Source organism: Prevotella sp. oral taxon 306 str. F0472 (assembly GCF_000257925.1).
In the GTDB taxonomy this organism is placed as follows: Bacteria; Bacteroidota; Bacteroidia; order Bacteroidales; family Bacteroidaceae; genus Prevotella; species Prevotella vespertina.
On record NZ_AJIN01000064.1, the window covers coordinates 59,779 to 77,400 of the forward strand.

14 protein-coding genes are annotated in these 17,622 nt (G+C 43.9%); 5 read left to right on the forward strand and 9 right to left on the reverse strand.

The features are described from left to right. Positions 1 to 131 precede the first annotated feature (131 nt). Positions 132 to 749, reverse strand: coding sequence for a Holliday junction branch migration protein RuvA (gene ruvA / locus HMPREF9969_RS10065; RefSeq protein WP_009435700.1), 618 nt, complete (start codon positions 747 to 749; stop codon positions 132 to 134). Positions 750 to 1,190: 441 nt separating this feature from the next. Between ruvA and HMPREF9969_RS10070 the strand changes: the two genes are divergently transcribed. The 4 genes from HMPREF9969_RS10070 (at position 1,191) to HMPREF9969_RS10085 (ending at position 5,193) form a co-directional block, all read left to right on the forward strand. Beyond that, a complete protein-coding gene (locus HMPREF9969_RS10070; protein WP_009435703.1) occupies positions 1,191 to 2,090 on the forward strand; it encodes a diaminopimelate dehydrogenase in 900 nt (299 codons plus the stop codon). Positions 2,091 to 2,242: 152 nt separating this feature from the next. After that, entirely contained in the window at positions 2,243 to 2,650 is a 408-nt protein-coding gene (locus tag HMPREF9969_RS10075) for a PH domain-containing protein (RefSeq protein WP_009435725.1), read from the forward strand. Next, positions 2,647 to 3,963: a D-alanyl-D-alanine carboxypeptidase/D-alanyl-D-alanine-endopeptidase gene (gene dacB, locus HMPREF9969_RS10080; RefSeq protein WP_009435730.1), complete on the forward strand. Its 1,317-nt coding sequence runs from the start codon at positions 2,647 to 2,649 to the stop codon at positions 3,961 to 3,963. Before HMPREF9969_RS10075 ends, dacB begins: the two co-directional genes overlap by 4 nt. Before the next feature lie 12 nt (positions 3,964 to 3,975). Beyond that, complete coding sequence (locus tag HMPREF9969_RS10085) at positions 3,976 to 5,193, forward strand: mechanosensitive ion channel family protein (protein ID WP_009435710.1); 1,218 nt, start codon at positions 3,976 to 3,978, stop codon at positions 5,191 to 5,193. A 126-nt stretch (positions 5,194 to 5,319) separates the two neighbouring features. Here the strand turns inward: HMPREF9969_RS10085 and HMPREF9969_RS10090 are convergent, their stop codons facing one another. Next, positions 5,320 to 6,726 carry a hypothetical protein gene (locus HMPREF9969_RS10090; RefSeq protein WP_009435724.1) on the reverse strand — a complete coding sequence of 469 codons (1,407 nt, stop codon included), beginning with the start codon at positions 6,724 to 6,726 and terminating at the stop codon, positions 5,320 to 5,322. 408 nt (positions 6,727 to 7,134) lie between these two features. On the opposite strand from HMPREF9969_RS10090, the gene HMPREF9969_RS10095 reads away from it, so the two are divergent. Beyond that, positions 7,135 to 9,921 (forward strand): hypothetical protein, encoded by a 2,787-nt coding sequence (locus HMPREF9969_RS10095; protein WP_036895652.1) that lies wholly within the window; start codon positions 7,135 to 7,137, stop codon positions 9,919 to 9,921. A gap of 152 nt (positions 9,922 to 10,073) precedes the next feature. Here HMPREF9969_RS10095 and HMPREF9969_RS10100 read toward each other — a convergent pair whose 3' ends face one another. The 7 genes from HMPREF9969_RS10100 to HMPREF9969_RS10130 all read right to left on the reverse strand — a co-directional run bounded on the left by HMPREF9969_RS10100 (position 10,074) and on the right by HMPREF9969_RS10130 (position 17,506). After that, positions 10,074 to 10,451, reverse strand: coding sequence for a hypothetical protein (locus HMPREF9969_RS10100; protein WP_036895653.1), 378 nt, complete (start codon positions 10,449 to 10,451; stop codon positions 10,074 to 10,076). A gap of 439 nt (positions 10,452 to 10,890) precedes the next feature. Continuing rightward, entirely contained in the window at positions 10,891 to 12,195 is a 1,305-nt protein-coding gene (locus HMPREF9969_RS10105) for a phosphatase PAP2 family protein (protein WP_083835321.1), read from the reverse strand. Between the two features lie 47 nt (positions 12,196 to 12,242). Next, a complete protein-coding gene (locus HMPREF9969_RS10110; RefSeq protein WP_009435728.1) occupies positions 12,243 to 12,698 on the reverse strand; it encodes a DUF6078 family protein in 456 nt (151 codons plus the stop codon). 92 nt (positions 12,699 to 12,790) lie between these two features. Then, the gene (locus HMPREF9969_RS10115) at positions 12,791 to 14,524 is read right to left on the reverse strand and encodes an acyl-CoA dehydrogenase family protein (protein ID WP_009435708.1); all 1,734 of its coding nucleotides are present in this window, start codon (positions 14,522 to 14,524) and stop codon (positions 12,791 to 12,793) included. Between the two features lie 5 nt (positions 14,525 to 14,529). Next, positions 14,530 to 15,552 carry an electron transfer flavoprotein subunit alpha/FixB family protein gene (locus tag HMPREF9969_RS10120; protein ID WP_009435691.1) on the reverse strand — a complete coding sequence of 341 codons (1,023 nt, stop codon included), beginning with the start codon at positions 15,550 to 15,552 and terminating at the stop codon, positions 14,530 to 14,532. A 5-nt stretch (positions 15,553 to 15,557) separates the two neighbouring features. Next, on the reverse strand, positions 15,558 to 16,427 hold the full coding sequence (locus HMPREF9969_RS10125; RefSeq protein ID WP_009435685.1) for an electron transfer flavoprotein subunit beta/FixA family protein: 870 nt from the start codon (positions 16,425 to 16,427) through the stop codon (positions 15,558 to 15,560). A gap of 614 nt (positions 16,428 to 17,041) precedes the next feature. Continuing rightward, entirely contained in the window at positions 17,042 to 17,506 is a 465-nt protein-coding gene (locus HMPREF9969_RS10130; protein WP_009435712.1) for an HU family DNA-binding protein, read from the reverse strand. Positions 17,507 to 17,622 lie beyond the last annotated feature (116 nt).

Below are 17,622 nucleotides of genomic sequence, written 5' to 3' on the forward strand. Positions count from 1 at the left end.
AAGACGAGTGATTGAAAGCCTCCCTAAGCCCTTTTAACAGAAATATGCAAGCTGTAATATGCAGAGAACAGCATTTGTAAGCGGTAATTACGCCCCTCTCCTTTCGGAGAGGGGACGGGGGTGAGGCTTTATTACTTAATCATCTTCAACGCCAACTTAACCACCTGTTCCACAGGAAGGTCAGGTTGTTCGGTAAGGATACTCACGACGACCTTTGCAGAAGGAGCTGGTGAGAAGCCAAGCATTGTGAGTGCACTAACGGCCTCATCCTTAATCCCTGCATCAACAGCAGGTGTACCAGGAGTGTTGCTAACATGCAACTCGTCAGCAATACCACTTTGCATGATCTTATCCTTGAGATCGACTATAATGCGTTGAGCTGTTCGAAGACCAATACCCTTAACAGTCTTCAACATCTTCTCGTCCCCATTGGCAATTACGTTGCAAAGTTCGGCTGGTGTCAATGAAGAAAGAATCATTCTTGCAGTGTTCGCACCTACTCCGGAGACTGTAATCAACAATCTGTAAAGGGCTCGCTCTTGCTTGTTTGCAAAGCCGTATAGCGTGTAGTTGTCATCGCGTCCACCAGTCATAATGGCCTCATGAACATATAGTTTGACAGCTGTTCTGCCCTGTATTGCACTATAAGTATTCAGTGAGATATTCAGTGCGTAACCCACACCATGCGCTTCAACGACAGCCATGGCAGGTGTTAACTCTGCCAGTTCGCCTTTGATATATTCAATCATAATCTAAAATAAATATGCCTTTTTTGGGCATGGAAATTCTGTATATACGTTCTTAATAACGTTTTCTTCCTTTGTTTATTGTTATGAAAGAGTGTAATTAATAACTATAATTTCGTATTGAAAAGGACATAACGTTGGTGCATATTATCTATGAATACGAATAAAGGAAAGGCTCTTCTTCATTTAAAGGAGGCGTTTCTTTGCACTAAAGAGAGCCTTCCTTTGTTATGAAGAGAGGCTCTCTTTGTAGAATGGAGAGAGAACTTAATTAAATTACTAAAACTTGCTTACGCAATAAGTAAGTGTAAGGCAGAGAAAAAGAGTGTATTATAAAGAAGATATAGAATAGTGTTAAAAAGGGGTCGAAGACGATACTTATTAGCAAATAAAACGCTATTTTTGCAGGGAAAAGTAGTTCAATAACATAAAAGGTAAGAAATTATGAAGAAGATTAGAGCAGCTGTGATTGGTTATGGAAACATTGGTCAGTATAGTGTTCAGGCCTTAGAAGCAGCAAAGGATTTCGAGATTGCAGGCGTTGTAAGGCGTCAAGGTGATAAGGACAAGCCCCTAGAATTGACTCCATACGAGGTTGTTGACGACATCACAAAACTGAAAGATGTTGATGTTGCCATCCTTGCAACTCCGACAAGAAGTTGTCCAGAGTATGCCGAGAAGATTACGGCTTTGGGCATTAATACCGTCGACTCTTTCGATATTCACGGTTCTATCCTCGACTATCGCACGAAGCAAATGGAGAATAACAAGCGCACTAACACTGTGAGTGTTATCTCTGCTGGATGGGATCCAGGTTCTGATTCTATCGTAAGAGTACTAATGGAGAGCCTTGCACCAGAGGGTCTTTCTTATACAAACTTCGGTCCTGGTCGTTCCATGGGACACTCTGTCGTGGCTCGTAGTAAGCAGGGCGTTAAGGACGCATTATCAATGACTATACCTTTGGGAGAGGGCATTCACCGCCGCATGGTATATGTTGAACTAGAAGAAGGAGCCAACCTTGAGGATGTAACAAAGGAACTCAAGGCCGACGATTACTTTGCTCATGACGAGTTACATGTGTTTGCAGTACCTAGTGTTGACGCCTTGAATGATGTTGGTCATGGCGTTCACATGACCCGTAAGGGCGTTAGTGGGAAGACACATAACCAGCATTTCTCATTCGATATGAATATCAATAACCCTGCACTTACAGCCCAAGTGCTTGTCAATGTGGCACGAGCTAGTTTCCGTCTAGCCCCGGGTTGCTATACAATGCCAGAGATTCCGGTCATTGATATGCTACCTGGTAGCCGTGAAGAGATTATTGCGACTTTGGTTTAAGGCTATTAGTCTTATTAGCCTTATTAGCCCAATTAGGCTAATAAGCCCAATCATCTTCCCCTCTAATAATGGCAACCAATGTTGGTTGCCATTATCTTTTTATGTAATATATTGACGTACAAAGGCTTTTATTTTGTACTTTTGCACTCTGTATGAGAACATTCCAACATAAGGTAACAATAAATGATTTAGGAGCGATACTAGTGTTTGGTCTTGGTGCATTCTTCTGTTTGTGGCATCGAACCAGTAGTGTGATGGTAGTCTTAGGGTTCGTTCTTATCGTGGTAACTCTTCGTGCTGTCGACCGTGCTATACATACTAGTTATGTTCTTACTGACGATGATCAATTACGCATTAAGACGGGACGTATCGGACAAACAAAGTGTTTCTCTATCAATGATATTCGATCATTAGAGAAGCATCCCTTTGCTTTTCACATCGGACATTATATATTAATTGAATTGGTAAATGGCAACACCATTAGCGTACAACCTGATAATGTCGACTCGTTTCAGGCTGTACTTACCAAGCGAATGATAATGAGAAAGGACGAAGAATGAAGTTAAGATATTTATCGGCATTGGTTCTTTGCGTTGTATTGAGCCTACAGGTTCATGCGCAAGTATATCTTGATAGTACAGAGATAGCCAATATTCTGCATCCAAAGGCGGTTGTTGTTCAACCGAAAAGTGATGATGTTGATGAGGAAGAAGACGAAGATACAGATAGCATTATACCGGCTTTCTCCACTGATAGCCACCTCTCTTGGAAGGAGAATATCACGAATCGTTTGGATGGAATCATGCGTAGTCAGCTCCTTGAAACGGTGCAGGCTTCGGTCATGGTATGGGATTTAACCGATGATGTTCCCGTCTATCAGTTCCGTGAGAAACTCCATCTTCGCCCCGCCTCTACGATGAAGTGCGTCACAGCTATTGCTGCTTTGGATAAGTTAGGAGCTGATTATGATTTCAAGACACGCATTTACTATACAGGAGCAATCAATGACTCTACGAAGGTTCTACACGGTGATCTCTATTGCTTGGGAGGCATGGATCCGATGTTCTCAACTAGTGATATGTCGGCGATAGCAGACTCTATTCGACAGTTGGGGATCACTCGCATTGAGGGAAATGTTTATACAGATCTGTCGTTCAAAGACAAAGACAGACTTGGAGAAGGGTGGTGTTGGGATGATAAGAATCCTATTCTAACGCCCTTATTGATTGATAGGAAGGATGAGTTCTTAGATGTTCTTCTTCGCAAACTACGCAATGTTGGCGTATCAGTTGATGGTTTCACCGATGAACGACAAGTTCCCTCTAATGCGTCATTGATCGTTACCTATACTCATTCTATACGTGAGGTCTTACACAGAATGTTAAAGGTCAGCGATAATCTCTATGCAGAGTCTATGTTCTACCAGTTGGCTGCGAGCGGTGGAGTTCGTTGGTGTTCTGCTAAACAAGGGAGGAACTATGAGAATGCACTCTTCAGTCGTCTCGGCTTGAATCCACGTGATTATAATGTGGCAGATGGCTCTGGTTTGTCCCTTTACAATTATGTGAGTGCAGAGTTAGAGATCCAACTCTTGCGTCATGCTTATCGCAATCAAGAGGTTTATAATGCGCTCTATGAAGCCTTACCAATCGCTGGTGTTGATGGCACACTGCGTAAACGTATGCGTGGAACAAGTGCCCAAAACAATGTGAGAGCCAAGACCGGTACAGTGCGTGGAGTTAGTTCCTTGGCTGGTTATCTCACCGCTTCAAACGGGCATTTGATATGTTTCTCTATTATTAATAATGGTGGAATGACCCATTCGCCAATGCGTCGTTTCCAAAACAAGATATGTGTGGCATTGTGCCAATAACCCTTCATTTAAATGCAAATAACTATGTTGCCGAAACTTCCTCATCACTTATTAAATGACGTACTAGAGCAGATTCGCATCTTTGTAGAGAATGTTATCCTATCGTTGGGAGTGCATGGTCATGCCGTCCCAGTACTGCGTCATATATTGTTAACGGTGGTAGCTCTATTGCTGGCACTCGTTGCTGAGCTTATTTGTAAGTATGTCTTTGTACCTTTAATACTGAAGATTGTAAAGCGAACAGAGGCTAAATGGGATGATGTAATATTTGACTATAAGGTCTTGAAAGTGGCTTGTCGCATTGTTCCAGCCCTCGTTATATGGAAGTTAATGCCGCTTGTTTTCTATCAAATACCTGTTGTTCAAGAGTCTTTGGCACGTCTGACAGCGGTCTATCTCACCATTGCTACCACACAGCTTGCCGTTGGTATCATTGATAGATTGCGTTATTTGAATACGAAACCAGGTAATTCTACGAGCCAATACCTCAAGTCTTTCTGTGGAGTATTGAAGATATTGACCATCTTTATAGCTGCTATTGTGGTTGTGGGAATACTCATCAATCGCAGTCCTATGACCCTTCTTGCTGGTTTGGGAGCCACATCTGCCATCTTGATGTTGGTATTTAAGGACACAATTGATGGTCTTGTCGCTGGAGTTAGGCTCACCAGTAACGAGATGATACACATTGGTGACTGGATAACATTGACCGATGGGAGTATAGATGGTACTGTTCAAGACATCACCCTTACCACGGTTAAGGTGAAGCAAGGCGATAACTCTATTGCAACTGTATCTCCGCAGACACTCGTCAACGGCACTTTCCTCAACTGGAAAGATATGTTAGAGGGGGGAGGACGCCGTGTGAAGAAGGTCGTCTACTTTGATGTTCGCAGTATAAGAATTGCTGATGATGATCTCAAGAAGAGCCTCCTTGAGAAGGGATATGTCAAGGAGGAGGATCTGAAGGGGGATGTAATTAACGCCGGACTCTTCCGTCATTACATGGAACATTACCTATCCAAACGAGAAGATGTAAACCCTAAGATGACTTTACTTCTGCGTCAGTTAGATGCGACACAGGCGGGAGTTCCTATCGAGTTTTACTTCTTCTTATCTAATAAAGATTGGGTTCCTTATGAGCATTCAACGTCAGATATTCTCGAACACGTTTATGCCTATGCGCATGAATTTGGCTTGAAGATCTATCAGCAGAACCCTGTTCAATAATGGAGAGTGCTTCTAACAGGTAACTTCCGAAAGCCCTTCTAAAGGTGGATATACACCTACTTGAGTTACTGGAGGTATAAGATAAGGAACAGACAAGTGCGTCTGTTCCTATTTTGTTTGTAATGTTTAATAACTCACCTCTACGGCTGTAGGGTACACACGATAGGGGTCGTAATATTCCACACAACTATTGATCATGTCTTTTAGATTAGCCTTTACAACACCTTGAAAAGCCTTCTTTCCGTTGATGATTACTGTTACCTCTTTGTTAAGATTTACCAGTTTATCATTGAGATAGATACGTAGTTTCCCTCCTTGAGCCGCCGAGTAAGAACGATTAAACTTCATTTCTATGCCCCATTGTGGCTCTTTCTCCGTTGTTGTATAGCGTACATCTTGTATGCTAAGAGCTATAACATTCCCTTGAATAGACATATCATAATAGGTGCGAAGGGCTGATGGACGCTTCAAAACCTGTAAGTTGTAAAAGCCTGAACGATGCCTTCCATCCATCTCAAAGTCCTCCCATAGCACCGTCTTAGGGTATGGATTCCTAACGAATTGGCGCATCCATGGGGTGGTGAGACTATAGTCTATGTGGTGTTGCATACCGGGTAGGAGCTGTACACGGTGGCGGAAGATGGGCTGTTGGTCAGCGGAGAGTGGACGAGAGAGTTGCGCTGAATCGAAAGCAACCTGCGTGTAATGGGTTAAGATGTTACGATAGAATCCAGTGTCATCAGCACCTGTTAAGAATGAAAACCCTATATTGGCACAATTCTCAACTGGCGCATTCTTCAATGGTTCTCCACCAGCCATTGGACCTGCAGCTGCCCAATAGTCGGCATAAAAAGAGGCTAGTCGCTGACTTCCGTAACCACCTTCTGATATGCCAAAGACATATAGTCTGTTTGCATCGACAGCCCCTTCTGCAAGCGACTGGCGGATGAGTTTCTCCCAAGCAAACTGCTTGGCAAGTTGCCACCAACGATAGTATTCGCCCTCATTGGGTATCTGTGGGATGAAATAAGACGATGGCGAATCATTGAACGACTTGGCAAGTAAGATACCATTCTGCCATTCCTGCGCCTTCGGTCCAGAGCCATGTAGATAGAGAAAGAGCGGTAGCGGCTTATCACTTGTGCCTTTCGTTCCATAGTAATAAGGCATTTTTGCGTTAGACTCCAAGTCTTGTGGCAAGTCCCATGATGCCTGATTGGCATTTTGTAAAGGCTCTGCAGGAATGAGTTTCTGCTCCTTCAGTGCCCGATTAGCTGCTTGCCAAGCCTTCCAAACCATCTCTTGATAGTGAGGAATATCCTTGTTTTTGATGCTTTGTTGTAGGTGGGTTACACAGGTAGGGGCATTGGTGAAAGCCTTTCGGTCAGCCACTTCCGTGGTCAGTTGAGTGTTTAATGTTTGCAAGAAATAACTCTCCACGTCCTTTTCCAAGTTCGTTGATTGTGCCTGCGCACCGACAGATAAGGTGAGAGCTAATGTGATTGTGGATGCGAAACGATTGAATGGTATCATAGTTAATAATGTTGTTTGTTCAGATTAATAAGTATTGTTTTGATGGCAACAAATATACACATTAAATCTTATATAGCGTGTTTTATCTTCGTAGTTTTTTGTTTTGTGCAGTGTAGCGAGGCTGTGCTTCGTTAGCAACGGATAGGGGACAGTAAAGAAGGAGAGGCTTTCTTCAATATGAAGAAGGCGTTTCCTTGCTGCGAAGAGGGCGTCTCTTTCAATGCAAGAGAGGCTTTCTTTGATTGCTGATATAAGATTTGTCTTATTTAACGGAAGCCTACTTGTAATATAAAAGATTTGTCCTATCTTTGCAATCAAGTTATGTGTCTATGCCAATAATAGGTTTATACCTATGGGATAGATATTCGATAAATCCTTAACAAACGTCTAATAATCAACCTAAAGTTTATGACTAAGAACAGAGTTCGAAGCTTATTTTTTATGATTTGTGCGCTGTTGATGTGCTTATCAGCCCATGCACAGAAGTATCGTTATCAAGTGAATGGATTAGTGCAAGACGCTATTACGGGAGAAGGAATGCCTGTGAAGTTATACTTGATGACAGCGGATAGCATTGTGATAGATTCTGTTTCGACCGAAGCAGAGCAAGATCCAGAGAGTGGCAAAGCTATTTATACGGGCGAATATTCCTTTCCTGGTGTTATAGAAAAGGGTCATTACATTGTTCATGCGGTGTCAGAAGGGTATCAAGATGCCTACATGAATTGCGAACTGAAGAGCAAACGCGAGTTCTATATACCCGTGAGAACCATCTATATGTATAAGGTGCACAAGCTAAAAGAGGTCACGGTGAAGGCGACAAAGCTGAAGATGGTTATCAAGAAAGATACTATCGTCTATAATGCCGATGCGTTTAATCTGCCTGAAGGGAGCATGCTGGAGACCTTAGTGGCACGCTTGCCGGGGGCGAAACTGACGAAGGATGGACAGATATATGTCAATGGCAAGTATGTAGAGAGCCTATTGGTCAATGGCAATAACTTCTTCTCTGGTAACCCAATGATGGCTTTGGAGAACCTGCCAGCCTATACGGTAAGCAAGATAAAGGTGTTCAATAAGGCTGGACAGAAGTCGCAGATGATGGGACAAGACATGGGCGACAAGGTATATACGATGGATGTACGACTGAAGAAGGAGTATGCTACGGGCTACATGGGCAACTTTGAGGCTGGAGCAGGTACTCAACATCGTTATAAGACACGTGCTTTTCTCATGAAGTTCTCCGATAAGGAGCGTATCGGGACATACTTTAATATGAACAACCTAAACGATAATCAGCGGGCAAGACTTGATGGGGAATGGTCGCCGCAGGATGTTTCTGACGGACTAACAACGACGAAGACGGCAGGACTCTCTTATATGCGACCCTTGGGTACGCCCATCTCTTGGTTCCAAAGTGATGTCACTTGGGAGCATACGAACGATAATTTAGTAACGAAGACGAACACACAAACCTTCTTACCTGATGGTGACTCCTATCGCAAGGCGGTGTCGAATATGAGGAATAGTAGTACGTCGTGGCAAACAACCAACCTGTTAATATTGCAGGAAGATGCCTATTATGTGACATCGAATCTGGCTGCATCTTATAAGAAGAAAACGGGTTGGGGACTGGAAAACCAGCGTGACTCGGTACATAATTCATTGTTGAGTCGACTGATGGAAAGCCAGAGTAACGATGTAAAGCACTATGGTTTCACATTCGATAATAGTGTGGGATGGAAGGTGTTAATGAGTGATATGTTCGGAGTAACAGGTCAGGTGTATTACACTAGAGACCTGAATCGCTCATTATTATCGTCCGACTTGCAATACCCAACGGCTGCCTTACCTGCAGATAAGCGTGTGCGCTATCTCAATACACCGAATCAGAACCTCAAGCTAACGGCTGGCTTGCATTATATATGGAACTATCGTGGCCGCAGCGTGATACCTGAATACAAGTACATCTATAACTTTAACAAGACAAATAACCTCCTTTACCGACTCGATCGGATAGGTGCCGGACCTTACTCACTCGATAATCTCCCACCATCAACAGCCTTGATGATAGCGGGCGCATTGGATGGTAACAACACTTATGAGTATCGGGAGCGTCGACATGAGCACCTCTTCAATCTTTCTTATTCGTCATTAAAGAGCCTACTCTTCGGTGCCGAATTCCGTGTGGGAGTACCCGTTCGCCTCTTGCATGCCAGTCTGAACTATGAACGAATGGGGATGCAACACATCAGTCGACAGCGGACATTCTTCGAACCTATGCTCTCTTTGGAGAAACAAGGTCAATGGTCAGTGCGCATGGGGATGAGTTCGGACTTCCCTGAGATGACGCTTCTTACCACTTACCGAGACGACAGCAATCCGCTATATGTGCGTGAGGGCAATAGTAAGTTGCGTGATATTCATAAATACTATGTGACGGGTAATGTGACATTCCACGGTCAGCACCAACAGAGTATCAGCCTAAGTGCGAGCTATAATCAGACGGATAATGCTGTAGCATACGGTCTGCAATATGATAAAACGACCTCCGTATCGCACATCCTACCCATTAGCGTGAATGGTAACTGGCATATTAATGGTGGTTTCAACTTCACACGTGCATTGGATAAGAACAATCGGTTGACGATTGATAACAGCCTTGCAGCAGAATATAGGCACTCGGTGGATATGGCACAGACGCTGGGTAGCACGGGAAACGAGCGTAGCATAGTGGGGAATGTGATACTCGATAACACATTGAAGTTGAATTATCGAGCTAATGACAATGCAGAGTTTGCCTTGCATGGAAGCGTGAAGTATTACTCTATTACCAGCAAGCGTGTAGGCTTCGAGGCAATTCATGCAGGCGACTATAACGTGGGACTGAATACGACCTTAGCACTTCCTTGGCATTTCCAGTTGGTCACTGACATAACAGTCTTTATGCGTCGAGGCTATCAGCAAGCAGAGATGAACACGTCAGACTGGCTCTGGAACGCACAACTCACACGTTCTTTCTTCAACAATCATTTGTTGGCTAAGTTGCAGGCATTCGATATACTCCACCAGTTGAGGAGTACAAGCTATGCCGTTAATGAGCAAGGGCGCATGGAGACTTGGCACAACAGTATTCCCCGATATGTGATGTTCTCGCTCGCATGGAAGTTCAATGTCAATCCAAAGAAGAAGTGATTATGCACTCGCTTACTATCTAATCACGTGTCCTCTTACCATCTTATCACGTGCTATCTATCATCTAATCGCGTGCTATCTACCATCTAACAAACAAAGGTCAGGCTATGTTCTTAGCCTGACCTTATTGTTTGTTGGAACGTTACAGATGCCTATTCGGGTTGCATGATACCATTCACGCCTATACTTAGAACGCCCTTCACGCCCTTGAAGTAGGCTATGGCTTTGTCAATATCCCATCCTTCGCGCACCTTAATCGCTACTCCGTTAGATTCCTTGTATTTGTAGAGCACCGTACATGCGCTCGTCTTAATCGCCTTCATCAGTGGTTTGCTACCCTTCTTCTTATCGAAGAAAATAACCAACGTGTAGCTTGCCAGTGCAGGAGCAGAGCTAACTTGTTGGGTCGAATCAGCCTCTCCTTCACCATTCATAATCCGTTCCTTGATAGGGCATTGCGCCATTGCTGTGGTTGATTGAACCAATAGGAAGCCCATCAATAATAGGCTTGCTTGCATATATCTCTTCATATTCTTTCCTTTTAATTACGTGCTGCAAAGATAGAGATAATTTCGCATATAACCATAAAGGTGTATGTTTTATTTCACTCTTGAGGTTGTTATAGACTATTGGTTCTAATAAATTCTTTTTAGGGAAGAGCTGTGAAAGGCGGTTCAAAACAGCTAATGAAGGCAACCTAATAGACAATTTTGTTAGAAGAAAAGCAACTAATCTGTTGTTATGGATTCCTATTAATGAGAGTTCTTATATATGTTTTTAAATGAGGTAGATAATGTTATTCAACTAATTTGACAGCACTATCTAGTTAATTGGACGACTTCATCCAACTAATTGGACGAATGCATCCAACTAATTGGACGACATCATCCAACTAATTGGACGAATGCATCCAGCTAATTGGATGACACCATCCAACTAATTGGATGTAGTTGTTTTATAGTGTAAACTTTAGAATCTCATGGCAGCTTTGGTACCAATAGTCAGTGTGTGAATGTACTCTTTGTTCTTTATGCTGTATGGTGGCTGTATATTGTGGTCGGCAAATAAGCCAAAGGCGAAATGCTTTCTTATATGATAGTTAATACCTAAACCTGTTCCAATGCCCCATCCAGTATTTTTCGGAATATTTATATTATTGATTATTGTATTGTAATAATAGGTAAACGTTGCTAGCAGCTTTGTATCAAGCGTCCATCTAAGCGTTAGTGGAAGCGAGAAATAAGGTCCAATGCTGAAGTTATCGAAGTTGAACGTGTTGTCTTGTGTTTCAGTGTCGTTAATGATAAGCTGTATGTTTGAGAAAGTTGAACGCCCACCAATACCTATATACTGATTGAAGAAGTAGGCTCCTTCAACACCAAGGACGGTTCCCACTGATGTTTGGATGGTTGTGTTATTATTGATATCAAACTTACTTAGAGGGATATTAAAGCCCATATAGAGGTTAAAGAATGAAGGGTTGCTACGTCCTAGTTGTTCCTCCTCTTGTAACTTTTGGAAGTTTAATCCCCTACCTTTCATGAAAGCATCAGTTATCCAATATCCGAACTCTGTTGACAGAATACCAAAGCCAGCTCCAACCATGACATCACTGAGCCAATGCTTGTTATTCGCCATACGCATTAGTCCTGTTGCAGTTGCTATGGTATATGCCCCAACACTCACCCATGGAGAGATGTGCCCATACTCCTTGGATAGCATAGTGGCTGTCATAAAGGCGGTCGCAGTATGTCCTGAGGGAAAGCTCTGTTTATTGCTTCCATCAGGTCGGGTTACATTGGTTGTATATTTGAGTCCTTGTACCACCCCTGTCATCAAAGTAATGGTGATGGCATCGCTCATAATCATCCTTCCCCATGAGGACCTGCTTGGCACTCCTGCTGCCTTCAAGCCGAGCATGACAGCCGCTGGTGCTATCTGTGTGTAATTGTCGAGTTTATAGTCGAACTTAGGCATGAAGTCATTCCTTAGTACTCGGAACTTATCGTCGAAATGTTTTTCGAGTAACCCCATAGCTATCATTGGGACGCCTAGATAGGTAGCTTGAAACCAGCGTCGCTGTCTGAAGTTATCCATCTTAGTCTGAAGCGATGGTTGGATAATTGTATTTTGTTCGGTTTGTAAGCTATCGTTGCTGATAACAGATAGTGTGTCTGCTGTTTCGGAATACCCACACATTGAAACAAAGAAAAGAAGATATAACAGTAGAACTGATTTAACTCTATTTGTTGGGTGTTTGGATAGTTCTTTCATTATCTTGGAGCTTGTTTGCTGGCAATGTTATTATGCTGTTATAGAAATTAATACTTTACGATTCTCATGATAGCAGGATATTGTTCCTCATAATGGTCGAACTCTATGGCATTACCATCGTATCCCATTTCTGTAAATGCTAAACGAATATCTTGCTGTTCTTCTTCGGATATAGCACGTCGCTGTTGCTTTATCTTATAGTAAACAGAAGCCCCAAAGCACGATATGACATTGAGCTTTACGCCACGAAGGTCGCGCGTCCGCACATTATCATATATGCGAGAGATGCCCCATGCGAAACGTTCTTTGCGGTCGGCTTCATAGATAGGGCAGGGCTGCTTGCCCGTTATCACCTGTGGATTAGCTAGGGTGTAATGCTCATGTGTGTTCGTGTGGAGCATGGTGTAGGCTGTGTGGTGCAAACAACTGTTAGCTTTCGGACAGTTCGTACCAGCGCAGTGAATATAGTTGTAATCTAATTGATTGTATTCCTCTTGGGTCATAGTGTGTGTTTAGTTATATAATAAAGGTAAGGAGGATGTGTCGAAAATGTAATGACACATCCTCCCGTTAGACGTTTCTTGTGTGTTAATCGTTATACTTCAGCAGGTTCATCGTCCGTAGCCTTGAAGTTAGCAAGGTCTGCTGGGTCGAATGACTTGATGTAAGAAGCGTGACCAATCACCTCTTCCTCTGCCATGCGAACGAATACATTAGCCGACTTCTTGAATAACTCTGGTGCCTTAGAAGCATCTTCTATCAAGAGTAGCGAACCGATGATATCGGCTGTCATATTGTATAGACGGCGAGCAAGGAAGTCGTGGATATCTTGGTTATCGTAAGCATTTACTCTCTCGATTGACTCCTCGTAAAGCTCAACGAGACGAGCAACACGATCGCGCAAAGCCTTCATGCAGTCGCAAGCGAGTTCGTCTTCGAGCATCTCCTTCATGATAGAAAGGTAGGTGCCGTTGGTGATGTAACGAATAGCAGCTACTACCTGGAGTTGCGTTGTACCCTCGTAAATAGAGAAGATACGTGCATCACGATACAAGCGCTGGCACTTGTACTCCATGATGAAGCCAGAGCCTCCATGGATAGAGATAGCGTCGTAAGCAGTCTGGTTAGCGTATTCAGAGTTGATACCCTTGGCGAGCGGAGTGAAAGCGTCAGCCAGTCTTGTGTACTTCTTCATCTCTTGACGCTCCTCTGGAGTGAGCTTCTGGTCACGAGCAATATCCTCCAATGCCTTATAGATATCAACGTAACGAGCCGTCTGATACAATAGCGAACGACCTGCGTCGAGCTTAGCCTTCATGCGAGAGAGCATATCGTAAACCGCAGGGAAGGTGATGATTTTCTTGCCGAATTGCGCACGTTCCTTTGCGTATGCCAATCCCTCGTTGTAAGCCTCTTGCTCAAGACCAACCGACTGAGCGGCTATGCCGAGTCGAGCACCATTCATCAATGCCATAACGTATTTGATGAGTCCCATGCGTGTGTTGCCACATAGTTCTGCTTTTGCATTCTTGTAAACAAGCTCGCAAGTAGGCGAACCATGTATACCGAGCTTGTTCTCGATGTGGCGCACATCAACGCCACCATTGCGCTTATCGTATATGAACATAGACAAGCCACGTCCGTCTCGTGTGCCTTCTTCCGATCTGGCGAGGACGAGGTGGATATCAGAATCACCATTGGTAATGAATCGCTTCACACCATTCAGTCGCCAGCAGTTCTCCTTCTCATCGAAGGTAGCCTTGAGCATAACGCGCTGGAGGTCGGAACCAGCATCTGGTTCGGTGAGGTCCATTGACATGGTTTCGCCTGCACAAATGCGTGGGATATAGCGTTGGCGTTGGTCGTCGTTACCGAACTCGTAGAGCGTGTCGATACATGACTGCAGTGACCAAATGTTTTGGAAGCCAGCATCAGCAGCTGCAATAAGCTCTGATAACATAGAGAATACGACGTTAGGAAGGTTCAAGCCACCATATTGGCGTGGCATTGATACGCCCCATAAACCAGCTTGACGAGTGGCTTGTATGTTCTCAAGCGTCTTACTTGCATAGTGCATGCGGTTATCAATGAGGTGTGGACCTTCTTGATCGACAGCTTCAGAGTTTGGTGCGATGATGTTCGCTGTGATGTCTCCCGTAATATCAAGGATACGCTTGTAATTCTCAATAGCGTCCTCGTAGTTTACTGGTGCATCAGCGTGTGTAGCAGCATCAGCGTAGTTACGCTCCTTCAATTCTACAATGCGTTTCATCAATGGATGATTCAAGTGAAACGCTATCTCTGGGTGGTCAGTATAATAATTTGCCATTTTCCTTATTTACTATTCTGCTTATAAAACTTTATCAACTTAGGCACCACCTCCTCAACTGTTCCATTGATGACATAGTCGGCAATGGCATTGATGGGGGCGTCTGGGTCGTTGTTAATAGATATGATGATACCGCTGTCCTGCATTCCTGCAATGTGTTGAATCTGTCCGGAGATACCACAAGCGATGTACACTTTAGGGTGAACGGTGACACCTGTTTGTCCAATTTGGCGATCGTGGTCTACCCAACCAGCATCAACAGCAGCACGACTAGCACCGACCTCACCATGAAGTTCCTTTGCGAGCTTGAATAGCAAGTCGAAACCTTCCTTAGAACCAACACCATATCCACCAGCAACAACGATAGGAGAACCCTTTAAGTTGTTCTGTGCTGGTTCGACATGGCGGTCGATAACCTTCACAACATAGTCTACTTCAGGCACATATTTAGCAACATCTGGATAGACAACCTCATTCTTCGCCTTACCCTCATAGAGTGCTTTCTGCATTACACCAGAACGAACCGTAGCCATCTGTGGACGGTGGTCTGGGTTGACAATCGTCGCTACGATGTTACCACCGAAAGCAGGGCGAATCTGATAAAGCAGATTCTCATAATGCTTGCCAGCCTTCTTGTCATCGTAGTCACCAATCTCTAGTTGTGTACAATCGGCAGTCAGACCACTAGTCAATGATGATGATACACGAGGACCGAGGTCACGACCAATCACCGTTGCACCCATCAAACAAATCTGTGGCTTCTCCTCTTTGAAGAGATTAACAAGGATGTCTGTGTGTGGTGCAGATGTGTAAGGGAATAGTCCCTCACCATCAAAGACAAAGAGCTTGTCTACTCCATAAGGCAGAATCTGGTCTTCCACCTTCCCCTTAATACCACTACCAGCAACAATGGCATGTAACTCAACACCCAATTCATTAGCGAGCTTACGACCCTTAGTCAATAGCTCCTGCGAAACCTCCTGTACGGTGGTCTCTTCTATTTCGCAATATACAAATACGTTGTTCATAGGTCTTACCCAATTATCTTCTCTCCTAATAGTTCCTTAACAAGTCCTTCAATATCCTCATCAGAGCTTGTTAGCGTCTGACTCTCCTTAGCTTGAAAGACAATGTTCTGCACTGCTTTCACCTTTGTTGGCGAACCGCTAAGACCGCATTGAGCTTCGTCTCCATCAACGTCAGCAACTGACCATTGGTTCAAAGTGAGGTAAGGACGCTCTTCGTAGAGGTTAGCCCAATGCTCATTACCCTTGCGCTCCATAGGACATGTAGCGTATTTGTACTTCATAACGAGCTTAGCATTACATGGGCGAGCTGGGGCTGCAGAACCATTAACCGTAATCAGCACTGGTAATGGGGCTACGACCGTCTCAACACCACCATCAATATGACGGCGAATAGTTGCCTTTCCGTCTTCAACCTTTAGAATCTCTTCAGCGTAAGTAACCTGATTTAGACCTAACTTCTGTGCAACCTGTGGACCCACTTGTGCCGTATCGCCATCAATAGCTTGACGACCACCAATGATAATGTCTACATCCCCAATCTTCTTTACGGCTGTAGCCAAAGCGTAAGAGGTAGCCAAGGTGTCGGCACCAGCAAACTTGCGATCGGTAAGTAACCAACCAGTATCTGCACCACGATAAAGTCCTTGTCGGATAATTTCTCCAGCACGTGGAGGACCCATCGTCAAAATACCAACAGAGGCATCTGGGTCTTGATCCTTCAGTCGTAAGGCCTGCTCTAAAGCGTTTAGGTCTTCTGGGTTGAAGATCGCTGGCAGTGCTGCACGATTCACCGTGCCCTCAGCTGTCATCGCATCTTTACCCACGTTTCTTGTGTCTGGTACCTGCTTAGCAAGTACAACGATTTTCAAACTCATAGATATAAATGTGTGATTTAGAATTTCTTATTACGTGAGTGGTGGCAAAAGTACGTTTTTTTTAGAATATAAGCAAATTCTATGCATTCAATTCCTATGTCATTGAAAAATATGTTCTTCTGTTTTCTATGCTTTCTGTCTAAAACTATGTTACTATCCCCCTATATTCGTATGTTACTATGTCTCCAAAGCCTGTGTCATTGAAAATATGTCTCTTTGTCCTTCTGTCTAAAACTATGTTAGCATCCCCCTATGTTCGTATGTTACTATGTCTTTATCCGTGTTCTTCTGTCTTATACAAAAGCCCCACCCTCTTTTTTGGGGTGAGGCCGTACCACGGAAGCGAGAGAACCAAATTAATACACTAGTTTTGAAAGACATTAATTTCACAATTAATATAATCGAGTTGTCTTATTACAGAACGATTGATACCCTGAATCAATCTTAAATACTCCCGTGGTAAAAAAGAAAGCCGACCCTAAAGAGGCCTCCCCAAGCCCCTCGAAGGAGGGGATGTCCATAACCCTACTTACAGGCTTTCATTCGTTTCAAACGATATCCAATAAGGACATCCCCTCCTTCGAGGGGCTTGGGGAGGCTTTTTGAGGGGGCTTTTACCCTGCCTGCGGTCCAGTGTGCTCTTCACTCCCCTTTTCTTTCGGTTCGGGGGTGAGGCTTTTTTTCTCTTTCCACTCCTCCCAGTAAATATTATCCGAAACCAGCGAGCGAGTAGCAACCTTGTTACTCTGTGTGCGCGAAGTCTCGGGAATGAAACGAACGCGGACATTCTTAATCTGCTTTGCTGTTACTTCTTCCGGCTTCGCAATGCCCTTGTCAGCGTTAATGGTGTAGTAAAACGTACCGACGCCTTCCAACTTCACCGTGCGACCTTCAGCCATAAAGGACGCCATCACTTCGCCTAAATCTTTCAACACAGCATACGTGTCACCACGACTCACCGTTGAAATCAGTGCCAATCGGTCAGCCACTTGGTCGGTTGTTACGGGCTTTCCAACGGTTATCGCTTCCGGATACCATAGCCCTGTTAGCTTCTTCTTTACTTTCTTAAAAAATGCCATAATATTAATTTTTAAAGTTGGTAAATATAATATGTAAATTATTTTCTCATTCGAGCCACCCTCGGTATGGGACTGAGGGTACCTAAGTATCATACTTAGGGTACCTGAGTATCATA

Bases quoted from the DNA above. Each gene is read 5' to 3' on its own strand.
- HMPREF9969_RS10085 (WP_009435710.1), top strand. From the start codon at position 3,976: ATGCAAATAACTATGTTGCCGAAACTTCCTCATCACTTATTAAATGAC.
- HMPREF9969_RS10110 (WP_009435728.1), bottom strand. From the start codon at position 12,698: ATGACCCAAGAGGAATACAATCAATTAGATTACAACTATATTCACTGC.
- HMPREF9969_RS10130 (WP_009435712.1), bottom strand. From the start codon at position 17,506: ATGGCATTTTTTAAGAAAGTAAAGAAGAAGCTAACAGGGCTATGGTAT.
- HMPREF9969_RS10125 (WP_009435685.1), bottom strand. From the start codon at position 16,427: ATGAGTTTGAAAATCGTTGTACTTGCTAAGCAGGTACCAGACACAAGA.
- HMPREF9969_RS10105 (WP_083835321.1), bottom strand. From the start codon at position 12,195: ATGAAAGAACTATCCAAACACCCAACAAATAGAGTTAAATCAGTTCTA.
- HMPREF9969_RS10075 (WP_009435725.1), top strand. From the start codon at position 2,243: ATGAGAACATTCCAACATAAGGTAACAATAAATGATTTAGGAGCGATA.
- dacB (WP_009435730.1), top strand. From the start codon at position 2,647: ATGAAGTTAAGATATTTATCGGCATTGGTTCTTTGCGTTGTATTGAGC.
- HMPREF9969_RS10095 (WP_036895652.1), top strand. From the start codon at position 7,135: ATGACTAAGAACAGAGTTCGAAGCTTATTTTTTATGATTTGTGCGCTG.
- HMPREF9969_RS10090 (WP_009435724.1), bottom strand. From the start codon at position 6,726: ATGATACCATTCAATCGTTTCGCATCCACAATCACATTAGCTCTCACC.
- HMPREF9969_RS10120 (WP_009435691.1), bottom strand. From the start codon at position 15,552: ATGAACAACGTATTTGTATATTGCGAAATAGAAGAGACCACCGTACAG.
- HMPREF9969_RS10115 (WP_009435708.1), bottom strand. From the start codon at position 14,524: ATGGCAAATTATTATACTGACCACCCAGAGATAGCGTTTCACTTGAAT.
- HMPREF9969_RS10070 (WP_009435703.1), top strand. From the start codon at position 1,191: ATGAAGAAGATTAGAGCAGCTGTGATTGGTTATGGAAACATTGGTCAG.
- ruvA (WP_009435700.1), bottom strand. From the start codon at position 749: ATGATTGAATATATCAAAGGCGAACTGGCAGAGTTAACACCTGCCATG.
- HMPREF9969_RS10100 (WP_036895653.1), bottom strand. From the start codon at position 10,451: ATGAAGAGATATATGCAAGCAAGCCTATTATTGATGGGCTTCCTATTG.